The sequence below is a fragment of the Pseudomonas sp. MPC6 genome (assembly GCF_006094435.1).
GTDB lineage: Bacteria > Pseudomonadota > Gammaproteobacteria > Pseudomonadales > Pseudomonadaceae > Aquipseudomonas.
In genome coordinates, this window is sequence record NZ_CP034783.1 from 1894254 (window position 1) to 1907317 (window position 13064).

Here is a 13064-nt window from a genome sequence, read left to right on the forward strand (position 1 = left end):
TCTTTATGGAAAATGAATTCCCTGTAGGAGCTGGCTTGCCAGCGAAAGCGGTCTACCAGCCAAAACTTCTGCTGAATGTGCCGCCGTCTTCGCCAGCAAGCCGGCTCCTACACGGGATCGCTGGTGTTCACCGATTTCATGTTCACTGAAAATCCCCTGTAGGAGCTGGCTTGCCAGCGAAAGCGGTCTACCAGCCAACACATCTGCTGAATGTGCCGCCGTCTTCGCCAGCAAGCCGGCTCCTACACAGGATCGCTGGTGTTCACCGATTTCATGTTCACTGAAAATCCCCTGTAGGAGCTGGCTTGCCAGCGAAAGCAGCCTGTCAACCACCACCTCTATTGAATGTGCCACCGTATTCGCCAGCAAGCCGGCTCCTACACGGGATCGCTGGTGTTCACCGATTTCATGTTCACTGAAAATCCCCTGTAGGAGCTGGCTTGCCAGCGAAAGCGGCCTGTCAGCCACCACCTCTATTGAATGTGCCACCGTCTTCGCCAGCAAGCCGGCTCCTACACGGGATCGCTGGTGTTCACCGATTTCTTGTTCACTGAAAATCCCCTGTAGGAGCTGGCTTGCCAGCGAAAGCAGCCTGTCAGCCACCACCTCTATTGAATGTGCCACCGTCTTCGCCAGCAAGCCGGCTCCTACACGGGATCCCTGTCGTCTACCAATCTGGTGTTCGCTGAAGACCCCCTGTAGGAGCGAGCTTGCTCGCGAAAGCGGCGTATCAGTCAGCATCGATGTTGAAGGATCCATTGCCTTCGCGGGCAACCCGCTCCTATGGGTCGCCCACTTTCATGACTGCCATTGAACCTGTGGCCAGTTTATTTGCTCAGTGCGCCCAACACCGTATGCGCCACTTTCACCCGCTCAGCATTCGGGTAGTTCTTGTTGGCGAGGATCACGATGCCGATATCTTTCGAGGGCACATACGCGACATAGGCGCCGAAGCCACCCGTCGAGCCGGTTTTATTGACCAACACAGCGTCCGATTGTGGTTGCGGCGGATTCAGCCACTGGACTTTGTGAGCTTCCATCGCCATCTGCGTCGAGTTACCGGCGAGCAACTGATCAAGCGTGACCGGGTAGTGGTAGAGCTCCCAACCCAATCCCTGAGTCATCTCACCGACCTGGTAATACCCAGTGTGCGTGGCGGCGATTGCCCGCTGCAGCGGCGCTTCAAGCCCTGCCGGTTTCATGTTCACCTGAACATAACGCAGCAGATCCGCCGCGCTGGTTTTCACCCCATACGCCTCCGAATCCAGCGCCCCCGGCCCGACCCGCACCGGCTTGTCTTCCTTGTTGTACCCCTGGGCATAAAGCCCCATCTGATCCTGCGGCACCTTGAGGAAGGTGTGCTTCAACCCGAGTGTCGGCAGCAGGATCTTTTCCATCACCTCATCGAACGGCGCGCCCATGCTCTTGGCCGCCAGATAGCCAAACAGCCCCAGGCTCGGGTTCGAATACTGCCGGTGGCTGCCAGCGGCGTAGGTCGGTTGCCACTGCTTGAAATAGCCGAGCATCTTGTCCGGCGCGTCGGCCTCCTCAGGAAATTGCAGCGGCAGGCCGCCAGCGCTGTAGGTGCCCAGTTGCAATACGCTGATGTTGTCGAACGCACTGCCGCGCAGCTCTGGCAGGACGTTGCTGGCCTTGTCTGACAGGGAAAGTTTGCCCGTCGCCTGGGCGTAGGCGGCGAGGGTGGCCGTGAAGGTCTTGCTCACCGAACCGATCTCGAACAGGGTGTCTTCGGTGACCGCCGTGCCGTTTTCCTTCGAGGCCACGCCGTAGTTGAAGTAATGCGCCTCGCCGTTGACGGTGATCGCGACCGCGACACCGGCGATCTGCTGTTGCTGCATCACCGGTTTGATGGCGGCGTTGACGATGGATTCGATACGCTCGTCCGCTACGCAGTGACCGGCACCGAGGAAAAGTACGAAAGCGCTGTAGGACGCGAATTTGTTGAGGTTGTATCTAGGCATGACTGGGCCACTTTCCATGAGTTTCAATGATATTAACCGCTACATACCGAGCGGATTTTGAATCCGGGCCACCGACGTCCGATGATCGCGATCAAGCGATCGACCTCTCGCGCCGAGAGGCTATCGGTGGGTTCATCGAACGCGGGCTCGCGTTGAATGAAAATGCCAAGCATCAGGTCACCCGAACATTCTGCGCATGACCCGCCACCCCATGGCAACCACAGGCAAGGCGATGACCTTGCAGGACCACAGGGATGCCATTCATGCGCCTGCGCGGATGCCCCTCGACGAAAGCGAACTCGCCCAAGTGCAATGGGCAGGTGCCCTTGTCACCCAATACCGCAGGGGTTTTTCCGTTTATACGGTGCGTACCCGACAGTTGGCAGGACACGACCGTGCCACCGCTGCTGGTGGAGTCGCCCAGGCAGATGGGATGGGTCATGGTTATTGCCCCGGCATGCGAAATCGGAAGGGATCGACGCCATGGGTCTGCTGGTTTTTCGCTTTGCGGGCTTCGTCAGGCGGACGGACCATTTGCACCGTGGTGCTGCCATCCTTGCCGGAGTAGACCACTGCGCTGACTCCACCCTCCTGGTAGCTGGCAATCGTGGCGAGGTTGATTTCGACCAGGACGCCACTGACGCCGGTATTGCCCAGGCGCCGCCCGATGTCGTAGCCCTCGTCGACATTGCCCAACTCGATGCCGGTGCCGTCAACGTTGAGGCCATGCAGCGCATGGGTCAGGGCGATTTCGCCGTTGACGTTGTCAGTGCTGTCGTAGAACACGCGCACTGGTTTGTCGCCATCGGGCAGGGTTTCCAAGGCTTGTCGCCAGCCTGCTTGAAGGGCCTTGGCCTGTAGCGCGGGCTTGAGCAATTTTCCGTTTTCGTCCTGCATCGGGACTTTGATCGGGCGGTGCAGGTAACCCAGGATTGGAGCCCTGTCGAACTCCTGTACTTGATGACTGGCCCAACGTACCGGGAGCCATGGGGACGGTTCGAAGTGACCGGGGCCTCGGTTGCTCAGGGTTTGCCAGAGGGTGGGGAGTTGGGATTGCCAGTAGGCGGAGGACATGGTGGTGATAGGACGAACATGACCTTTCTTACCTTTGGCACGCTCACCCTCTTTATACCAATCCAGAAATGCATCATCACGATTCCAGTAGAACGCCCATAACTTGCCCATGTCGGTGTTTGTGTTTTGGTTGTCTTCCGAGTTATTGGTGGCGAAAGGACGGATATAGCTGTCAATGCGATCCGAACGAGTGACCAGCAGACCCGTCATACTTTCGAATATCGTTGGTACGGCGTGGACATTTTGAAGACCCGGAGTGCCAGCCTCGCGATAGCCGTTTCGAGTGACGTCACCATCGCGACTTACGACCAATGCCTGCGGCACTTTTGGATTGTCATCAAAAAACTGAAACAGGCGCTCAATCATGTTCTGCGCATGAGTGGTGTTGTCTGCGTCTTGCCAAAGGAACAGGGTGACACCCAGAGTCGCGGCATTGCGACCACTGAGTATAGTATTTGGGGCACCCGCATCTTCAGGTTGCTTGGGCGGCGCAATCGCAAACACCGGTATTGGCCAGTAGGCCACTGAATCGCTGGCCGAATGCTTGAATGCAACGCGTATATTGATACTCCGGGTGATCTCTCGAGAGCTCAATGAAGCATCGTAGTCCTTGGGGTTTTGCGAATAGATCGAGGTGAAATTGCTATTCTTGTTTTTTATTTCTCGCCAAATTGAAGATTGATGCCAATCATCAATGGCAAGCCCCGTACCTCGTATTTCCAGCGCATAGGTACGCTCACGCGTGGCAATTTGCTCGGTTACTTCAGCGATGACTTTTGATTTGTAAGTCGCAAGTTCTACCTTTTCGTAGGCTAAAGCCTTTCCAAACCAGTGCCCGCTGTAAGCCAACACCAGCGCACCCAAAATACTCGCGATTCCCCAGCGCATAACCGCATCCATATCCCTAAGCTCCCTATTTTCGGCTTGTGCTGTGTAAACGACGAAAAACAGAAACCCAAGCCAAACGGCCGAGAGTATTCCTGCTGCCCAGAAGTATCCCTTCAGCTGCGGTCGCTGTGATTTGTCATGCTGACGATCCCTCATTGGGCAACTCCTTTCACCGAGGGGCTCACAATCAGTGCCGGCGGTGTCAGCGAGACCAATTCGGTCGAAGGAAATTTACCTTGGAGGTAATACTGATAGCTGGCTTCGGCCAACGCTTGAGCCTGCGCACTCAGTCGCGACCAACCCTTCATCTTGATGACATCATCGAACTGTTCTTCATCCATTCTCCAATCCGCAATCGCCACCAACACCTCACGCATCACCGGATCATCCAGACACTTCGCCTGCCCAATCGCAATATCCATCGCTGTCACCCAGCGATGGTTTTCCGGACTGCGCAATACCGCCGAGTGATAGCTGTTTTCACTCAACTCTTTTGGGTCGATGTCCATGCGGGCCCGGATTTCGTTCGGCGTTTCCTCACGTTCGTAGCGGTAGTGATCTTTGGTCTGGAGCAACGCAAAACCGGACACCGCTGTGCGGCGGAAAGCGTGGGTCTGGTCGTCCGGCTCTTTGCCCTGGTTCCAGCGGGCGCGTACAACTTCCACATCGATTCGATCGGTGATGTTCTGCACAAAAATCCATTTGAAGGTCGCGCTGGGGTTGCCCAAAGCAGCGTTTTTCGAGACCGCGTCCGAGCGGTCCTTTCCCGATTCGTGAGTTGAGCCGGTTACGGCTTCGCCGCCGAACATCTGTGGCGCATGAGGCGGGTGCAGTTGCTCGGCATTGATGTTGCGCTCCTGGCCTTTCTGGATCGGTGCTCGCGAGGCCACCGCTGCGGCTGACCAACCACCAGGGTAACGCGGCTCGCCCTTGGCTCGGATAAGATCCTGTTGTGGAACTTTGCCAACGAGCACGGGTTTGCCTTCGCGCAGACGCTTGGTCCACAAGCGCTGGTAGAAACGCAAGGATTGCAAAGCGTTCATGGCTGGCTGCCCATCAGGGAGTACGTCCGGTACGCCATAAGTACCAATGCCATGCACGTCATCCAGCGCCACCGTGGTGTCGTCCGGGCTGAAGTACAGATAAACCTTGCCGCGATTGTCGCGCTCGGGAAACACCACGGTTTTCCCGTCTGTACCCAAACGTTGCCCCTGTTCAGGTGACCATCGCGGACCGGTCCGACCGCCATACCCCGGTACGCCACAACGCGCGGCGCTCAAGGGGGGTTGCGCATGGGGCGATTGGGTGATCCGTTGCACAAGGTTTATCAGCACTTGCAGCGTCTTTGAATTTTTCGGCGTCGTACCTGGCAACACCGAATAAGGCGAGTCCACCATGATTGCGCAGTCGGCGCAGCGTTCGCCCCGATCCACCAGCATCGCTTGAGCAAGCAAAGTGATCAGCGTGCCCTGGCTGTGCCCCATGATGGTGATGGTTTCATCGGGTGAGACGCGGCGAGTCTCGCTGACCAGCATCGCCAGCCGGGTCGCCGCCAGCACAAAGTAACGCCTGTTTGGCGCCTTACCCATGAACAGAGAATTATGCATCGTGGGTTGGGCCAAATGGCGCACCCATTTAGCAAAGCCCTCTTCGTACATCTCCAGCAGGTTGTTGGTGGCGTTGGCAAAAAAACCGCCACCTTTGGCGAAGTGACGATCAAGGCGATTGCCAAATCTGTCTTGAAATTGATCACGCAGCCTGGCCGGATCGCCATTTTCATCGCGCTTTATTTCGCCGGGTTCGGCTCTGTAACCCCAGTAAAAAGGGATGAACAGACTGCGGACGTCAGAGGCATTTGAATCGCGTTGATAAAGGTAGGTGTCGGGATCGTCGAGTATTTGCCTTTCCTTGTCTCTCCAGGCTTCTTTAGGTGTGCCCAAAGCCTTGTCGTACTGGACTCCATACCGCCCAGCCCGAAGATCCGGCCGATCCAACCGCTCGTTCACCCCCTGACACAACCCCGTCTCCACCGACTCATACGATCCCCCCGGATCATTGACCCCGTGCAGGAAAATCACCACCCCAGGCAAGTCCCCAGGGACCTCCATCTTGCGCTCGGTGGTGCAGTTCGCAATCAAGCGGGTGGTGCTCTGCGCCACTGTGTGAAAGCTCGACTCGCTCATTGACGCTCTCCCGTCGGGCCGGTTTTTCGCTGGGCCTTCACCCGGGCCTGATGCATCACCTCGCGCTCCACTCTCTGCGTCAAACCGCTTGCATCCGTTGAACCTTGCACCACGCTGCCATCGCCCAGCTCGATCTGGTACGCGTGGTCCGCTGCCACTCGGGGGCTTTCATCCGCGTGGCCCGGATAGTGAAAGGCCAGGCGTTGCGCCGCTGGATCACGGCTGAAGGACGGGATGGTAACGCTGTCGGTTTTCGGTCCGACCCAGTCATGGTCGCTGGCGTGCACCGTGACCTTGTCCTGGGTGCCAATCTCGATGCCGCCACCAATCTTGATGTAGCTGCCGTCGTCCGCCACCAAGCGAATGATGGGCGCAGTCACGACCACTTCACCTTCGGTGACCGACAGGTGCAGGTTCTTTTGCGCATTGAGCGCAATGTCATCTTCCTGGGCTTGCACGAGCACCTTGCCGCGATTGGCGATGGCGCTGATGCCTGCATCTTGCGCAAAGGCCGAAATCCCTTTGCCCGCGTTCAATCGCATGGCCGCACCGCTGGTCAATTGCAGGTGGTCCTGAGCCGTTGTGTCGTGGTTCTCACCGGCGTAGTGCACTTGTGAGCGCGGTGTGGCGCTGGCGATGCCCGCCTCGGCCGCCACGGCGAGCAGTGGGTCGCCCGAACTGTTGCTCTCCGGTGCAGGCCATTGAGTCAACGACTGGCGCAGCAGGTCGATGCCTTGGCTATCGACCTGTTGGCTGCCACGGGCGGCGGCGGTCTGGCCGAGCGACTGGAACAGTTCGCCACACTCGCTCAGCAGCTTGAGCAATTCTTCGCGGTCCAACTGCGAACCCTGCGCGCCGTGACGGGCATAAGTGGTCAATAACATGCCTTGGGCCGCTCGCAGAGCGATGGCCGCGTCGGTGCGCAGTTCGGCGCCATTGCCACGGGGCTGGGCTTGGCCGTCAGTTCTGGGCGTGGTGAGTTTGCCGAGGTTCAGCGCGGTGGCGTGATGGGTCGTGCCCATGCGGGCGCGCAACGCACCGGGTGTATCGTCGAATAGCAGTTCGTTGAAGCCGTTGCCTTTGTGTTCCCGGGTCTGGATGCCCGAGAGCGTTCGATTACCCGGTAAACCCGTGGCGTTACTGAAGCGCGGCGGTAAATGGTCAGCGTTGTAGAGTACCGAAGTGACAAGGGGGCGGTCGATGTCGCCCCCGAGGAAAGTCACCAGGACCTCCTGACCGATGCGCGGCAAAAACTGATGACCAAAACCGGCGCCCGCACTGGGCATGGCGACCCTGAGCCAGGTGGTGCCGGGTGCAGGATCCTGTCCGCGCTGCCAATGAAAGCGTACTTGTACCCGCGCCAGCGCATCGGTGAAGACTTCCTCTCCTTCAGGACCCACCACGATGGCGGTGAGCGGCCCCGAAATCGTCGGGCGAGGCGTGATGATTGCGGGGCGATACGGGATTTTATGGCGCACACACACGAAGCTGTTGTCGTAGCCTGCCGGCTGATCCGATAGATAGTTGTTACTGCCACGGTGTTCGACGCTCAGCAACAGGAAGTGGCGATCCGCAATGGGGTCACGGTCGTGATCGAAGTGCTGGGTCAACTCGAAGGTGTAACCGGGCAGCATGGCGCGACAGTTGCTGCTGCCCTGAAACGTCTTGCCCTGTACTTCCATGGCTTCCAGTCGATGACGCACCAGCGTCTCGCCATTCGCGGGCATCGCGTGGCTGTAATGGCCGGGAAAGTCGTAGATTTCGTAAGACGGGACCTCACCCTGGACGTTGAGGCTGGGCATGCTGACCGGCAGTGGATTTCGCGGTTGCCTGTAGTCGAATGTCTGAATGGCCATACGACCGGACTGCAAAACCCGGTTGCTGCTCCATTGAGTGATGGAATCGGCTGTCTCGGTGACCGAAGCACTGTGGTAGCGGATCTGCGGTTGCTGCGGTAACGGCTCAAGGTTGCGGGAATGGTCGGTGATTATCAGTTGATGTCCTTCCTTCGAGTGATCGAAGTAGAAGAACAGTCCTTCGCCTTCCAGCAGGCGCAAGACGAAATCCAGATCGTTCTCGCGGTACTGCGTGATGTAGCTGTGGGACTTGAGCGGCTGGTCCAGCCGGAATTCGAAACTGGGCAGCGCCTCATAGTGGGCAAACACCGTGCGAACGATGTCTTCGATCGTTTGCTCTTGAAATATCCGCGAGTCAGAACGGCGCGACAGCATCCACAGCCAGGGACTCAATGTTGCCGAGTAGCGCGCCAGCCCACCGTCACTGCCTTGCAGGCTGAAACGGTTGATATAACCATGAATAAAACGGGCCCCACCGGTTGCCAGTTCAATCTCCAGCAACGCGGGTTGCCCTATCAGGGACTTGAGTTCCAGTCGCGCATCCTGACTGATCAGCGACAACTCGAAACTGAACAGCGTCGACAATCCTTCAGTACCGCAAAAACGCTCCAGCAGCAGCGCGTGCTGACCGATGGCCGGGGTGGTCAGCTTGATCAAGCGTCGGTTCTGTGGCGCAAATAGTGGTGTCAGTTCCATTAACAAGTGTCCTACGGCATAAGCAACCGGTGTTCGACCCATGAGCGGTGCACCTCAGTGCTCACGGCGAAATACAAACACGGGAATTAAGACGCTTATGAAATAGCTTGTATGTAGGACGCTTCCTTTTTTAACAAACTGAGCAGCAATGCTGCCACGCGCAGTTGCACACACGGATATGCAGCGAACTCAGCCTTATGTGTGACGCCAATCAACTGTGGGAGCGAGGTGCTTGCGAAGTGTCTAGCGCACCAGGCTCGGCCGCTTGTTATCGAACGTCCAGCCCGGAATCAAGAACTGCATCGCCACGCTGTCATCCCGCGCGCCCAGCCCCATGCCTTTATAGAGCTCATGGGCCTTGGCCAGTTGATCCAGGTCCAGCTCGACCCCCAGGCCCGGTTTCTTCGGCACCTGCACGCAACCCCCAACGATTTGCAACGGGGCCTTGGTCAGGCGCTGGCCGTCCTGCCAGATCCAGTGGGTGTCGATGGCGGTGATCTCACCCGGCGCGGCGGCCGCAACATGGGTGAACATCGCCAGGGAAATATCGAAGTGGTTGTTGGAATGCGAGCCCCAGGTCAGGCCCCATTCATGGCACATCTGCGCCACGCGGACCGAGCCCTGCATCGTCCAGAAGTGCGGGTCGGCCAAGGGGATGTCCACCGATTGCAGCTGGATCGCGTGGCCCATTTCCCGCCAATCGGTGGCGATCATGTTGGTGGCGGTTTTCAGGCCTGTGGCGCGGCGGAACTCGGCCATGACTTCACGGCCCGAATACCCGTTTTCTGCCCCGCAAGGGTCTTCGGCATACGCGAGGACGCGATGCTGGTCGCGGCACAAGCGGATCGCTTCTTTCAGCGACCAGGCGCCATTCGGATCGAGGGTGATGCGCGCATCGGGAAAGCGTTCGGCCAGGGCGGTCACCGCTTCGATTTCGTCATCGCCACTGAGCACGCCGCCCTTGAGCTTGAAGTCCTTGAAGCCGTAGCGAGCGTGGGCAGCCTCGGCCAGGCGCACCACTGCATCGGCGGTCATCGCGGGTTCGTGGCGCAGGCGAAACCAGTCGTTGTCGGCATCCGGTTCGCTGCGGTAGGCGAGGTCGGTCTGGCGGCGATCGCCGACATAAAACAGATAACCGAGCATCTTCACTTCGTCGCGTTGCTGGCCTTCGCCGAGCAGGGCCGCGACCGGCACGTCCAAGTGCTGCCCCAACAGATCCAGGAGCGCCGCTTCCAGGCCGGTGACCGCGTGAATGGTGATGCGCAGGTCGAACGTCTGCAGGCCACGGCCGCCGGCATCACGGTCGGCGAAGGTCTGGCGCACTTGATTGAGGATCTTCTGATAGGTCCCGATCGGGCTGCCGACCACCAGGCTGCGCGCGTCTTCGAGGGTCTGGCGAATGCGCTCGCCCCCTGGCACTTCACCGACGCCGGTGTGGCCGGCGTTGTCCTTGAGGATGACGATGTTGCGGGTGAAAAATGGCCCGTGGGCGCCGCTCAGGTTGAGCAACATGCCATCGTGCCCGGCCACCGGAACAACCTGCATGCTGGTGATGATCGGGGCTTTTGCGGTGTCTTGTGCGTTCATTGTCTTGTCCTTAAAGCATGCTGACAGGAGCGTTCAGGCGTGGTCGGGCGCGGATTCGCCCAGTACGGCGGCGGGTGCGGATTTGGCTGTGCTACGCGCGGCGAAAACGATGATCGCGGCGATGATCGATGTGGCGGCCAGGCCATACAGCCCGCCCTGGATCGACCCGGTGTGTTCTTCCAGCAGGCCGAACGTGGTCGGCGCGACGAAGCCACCGAGGTTGCCCACCGAGTTGATCAGCGCGATGACACCCGCGGCGATGCGTGCATCCAGGTAAGCCTGGGGGATCGGCCAGAACAGCGACGAGGCCGATTTGAAACCCAGCGCCGCAAAGCAGATCGCAACGAAGGCAAAGATCGGCCCGCCGGTGGTGGACATGAACATCCCGGCCGCCGCGATCAGCAGGGCGGCAGCCACCCAGGCTTGCTGATGTTTCCATCTGGCCGACAGCGAAGCGAAGGCGTACATGCCGACGATCGACAGCAACCAGGGGATCGAGTTGAACAGCCCGACCTGAATGTCGCTGAGGTCGCCCATCTTCTTGATGATGCTCGGCAGCCAGAAGGTCGCGGCGTAGATGGTCAGTTGGATGAAGAAATAGATCAGGCAGAACAGGATGATCTGGCGATCCTTGAGCAGCTTGCCCAGTGACGGCTTGATCGGCGTCGCCGCTTCGCGGGCCAGTTGTTCGTCATCGATGGCCTTGACCAGCGCGTCTTGCTCGGGGCGAGTCAGCCATTTGGCGTCGTGGGGCCTGGAATCGAGCCAGAACCACACGAACACGCACAGGCAGACCGAGAACATGCCTTCAATGAAGTACATCCATTGCCAACCGTGCAGGCCCAAACCGTTGATCTGCAGGAGCAACCCGGACAGTGGGCCGGAGATCAGCGAAGCGATCGCCGAACCGCTGAGGAAGATCGCAATGGCCTTGCCGCGCTCGACACCCGGCAACCAGCGAGTGAAGTAGTAGATCACCCCGGGAAAGAACCCGGCTTCCGCCACGCCCAACAGGAATCGCAGGATATAGAAGTGGGTTTCGTTCTGGATGAAGGCCATGCAGGCCGCCACGATGCCCCAGGTCAGCATGATGCGGGTCAGCCAGATTCGTGCGCCGACTTTCTGCAGGAGGATGTTGGAGGGCACTTCGAACAGCGCGTAACCGATGAAGAACAGCCCGGCACCGAGGCCATAGGCGGCAGCGCCGATGCCCAGGTCATGTTCCATGTGGGTGCGGACGAAGCCGATGTTCACACGGTCGATGTAGTTGACGATGAACATGATCACGAACAGCGGCAGGACGTGCCGTTTCACTTTTGAGATGGCGGACTTCAGGACCGGATCGGCGCCGTCGTGCATCCCGGATATGGATGTACTCACTTGTTTTTCTCCCACTGATTATTTTTATGCGGGGTGTGACTGGGTGTTGCTGTGTTGATAGACATCATACAACTACATTTTTTTGTCCTGCAAGCGTAAAAACCGATTAAGCGGAGGTTTTTCTAGAGTATTCAAGATTGGCGTTGTCCGCGACAAGAGCAGAAATCCCCGGTGTTCAGGCTGTTGTTGAGTGTTGTCATACAAGTTAAGCGCTTTTTCTGAGGCTTCCACTCGATCAGGGTGCTACGATCCCGTGAGCCCCGCTTTCGGATGATTGCCATGCACCAAGACCTCGACGCGCCTGCCCGCAAGCGCACCCATAACCTGGCCCATGACCTGGTCGCCAAGCTGACCCAAAGCATCCTCCTCGGTCAGATGCTGCCGGGGGACAAGCTGCCGTCGGAGAACACCATCGTTCAGGAGCACGGGGTCAGTCGCACGGTGGTGCGCGAGGCCCTCTCGAAGTTGCAGGCGTCCGGGCTGGTGGAAACCCGCCACGGCATCGGCACCTTCGTGCTCGAGCGGGCCCCGGAGCAGGGGCTGCGCCTGAATGTCGACACCGCGCTGGGGGTGCGCAGCATTCTGGAATTGCGCCTGGGCCTGGAAACCCAGGCGGCGGCGCTGGCCGCTGTCCGTCGCACGGATCGGCAAGTGGCGCAGATGCGTGAAGCGCTGGACGATTATCAAGGCCTGCTCGCCAACAACGACAGCTGCGTCGAAGCCGACAAGCGCTTTCATCTGCTGATCGCCGAAGCCACCGGCAATCTGTGCTTCAGCGAAATCATGCAGCACCTGGGCCGCTCAATGATTCCCCGGACCCGGGTCAACGCCGCCGAACGCGGTGCAGCGGATCTGAGCAAGCTCGGGCAGCTCGCCAACCTCGAGCACGAGGCGATACTCAATGCCATCAAGCGCCAGGACCCGGATGCGGCGCGGGCGGCCATGTGGCTGCACCTGACCAACAGTCGTGACCGGTTTCTGGCGGATCGCGGGTAACCGCTGGTCTACTCGATAGCACCTCCTCCCTGGCCTTGCTTCCAAACAGTACGGCCCAGATTTGCTGGACCTCACCTGTGAGGTGCGTCATGGCTAACGAATCAACGTTCCAGGGTGGAACACCCACTACCGACCCGACCCGACCCATGCCCGGCACCGATGAGCCAAGCATGGATCAGGATGCGCCACCCGGCATGGACCCGGCCCGGGACCCGGCCGGCGCAGAGGCTGATCGACCAGAAGACTGGATGGACCCGACGGCGGATGAGGACGTGCCTCCGGCAGATGAGCCAACACCGCTGTCCGATGACAGGCGGTAACCGGAACCCGGCCAGTGTGCCGGGTTTTTTGAGAGTGGCAGGGCGGGTTCACCGAGTCATCGTTCTTCGCGGGCAAGCCACGCACCCACAGGTTCCGGGTTG

10 protein-coding genes are annotated in these 13064 nt (G+C 59.2%); 2 read left to right on the forward strand and 8 right to left on the reverse strand.

Annotated elements, in window-relative coordinates; translation table 11 throughout:
* Positions 1-3: 3 nt before the first annotated feature.
* From ELQ88_RS34090 to ELQ88_RS10985, 8 genes are all read right to left on the reverse strand, one after another.
* On the reverse strand, positions 4-639 hold the full coding sequence (locus ELQ88_RS34090) for a hypothetical protein (protein WP_161599954.1): 636 nt from the start codon (positions 637-639) through the stop codon (positions 4-6).
* A gap of 188 nt (positions 640-827) precedes the next feature.
* The gene (ampC, locus tag ELQ88_RS10955) at positions 828-1982 is read right to left on the reverse strand and encodes a class C beta-lactamase (RefSeq protein ID WP_346342815.1); all 1155 of its coding nucleotides are present in this window, start codon (positions 1980-1982) and stop codon (positions 828-830) included.
* Between the two features lie 172 nt (positions 1983-2154).
* Positions 2155-2424 (reverse strand): PAAR domain-containing protein, encoded by a 270-nt coding sequence (locus tag ELQ88_RS10960; RefSeq protein WP_138965001.1) that lies wholly within the window; start codon positions 2422-2424, stop codon positions 2155-2157.
* 2 nt (positions 2425-2426) lie between these two features.
* Entirely contained in the window at positions 2427-4100 is a 1674-nt protein-coding gene (locus tag ELQ88_RS10965; protein WP_138965003.1) for a DUF2875 family protein, read from the reverse strand.
* Positions 4097-6127: a DUF3274 domain-containing protein gene (locus tag ELQ88_RS10970; RefSeq protein WP_138965005.1), complete on the reverse strand. Its 2031-nt coding sequence runs from the start codon at positions 6125-6127 to the stop codon at positions 4097-4099. Before ELQ88_RS10970 ends, ELQ88_RS10965 begins: the two co-directional genes overlap by 4 nt.
* Positions 6124-8685: a type VI secretion system Vgr family protein gene (gene tssI, locus ELQ88_RS10975; protein ID WP_138969493.1), complete on the reverse strand. Its 2562-nt coding sequence runs from the start codon at positions 8683-8685 to the stop codon at positions 6124-6126. Before tssI ends, ELQ88_RS10970 begins: the two co-directional genes overlap by 4 nt.
* Positions 8686-8922: 237 nt before the next feature.
* Positions 8923-10266 (reverse strand): glucarate dehydratase, encoded by a 1344-nt coding sequence (gene gudD / locus ELQ88_RS10980; RefSeq protein WP_138965007.1) that lies wholly within the window; start codon positions 10264-10266, stop codon positions 8923-8925.
* Positions 10267-10299: 33 nt separating this feature from the next.
* A complete protein-coding gene (locus ELQ88_RS10985) occupies positions 10300-11646 on the reverse strand; it encodes an MFS transporter (protein WP_138965009.1) in 1347 nt (448 codons plus the stop codon).
* Between the two features lie 279 nt (positions 11647-11925).
* On the opposite strand from ELQ88_RS10985, the gene ELQ88_RS10990 reads away from it, so the two are divergent.
* Both ELQ88_RS10990 and ELQ88_RS10995 read left to right on the forward strand, forming a co-directional pair.
* Entirely contained in the window at positions 11926-12642 is a 717-nt protein-coding gene (locus tag ELQ88_RS10990; protein WP_138965011.1) for a FadR/GntR family transcriptional regulator, read from the forward strand.
* Between the two features lie 89 nt (positions 12643-12731).
* Complete coding sequence (locus tag ELQ88_RS10995) at positions 12732-12962, forward strand: hypothetical protein (RefSeq protein WP_128871003.1); 231 nt, start codon at positions 12732-12734, stop codon at positions 12960-12962.
* Positions 12963-13064 lie beyond the last annotated feature (102 nt).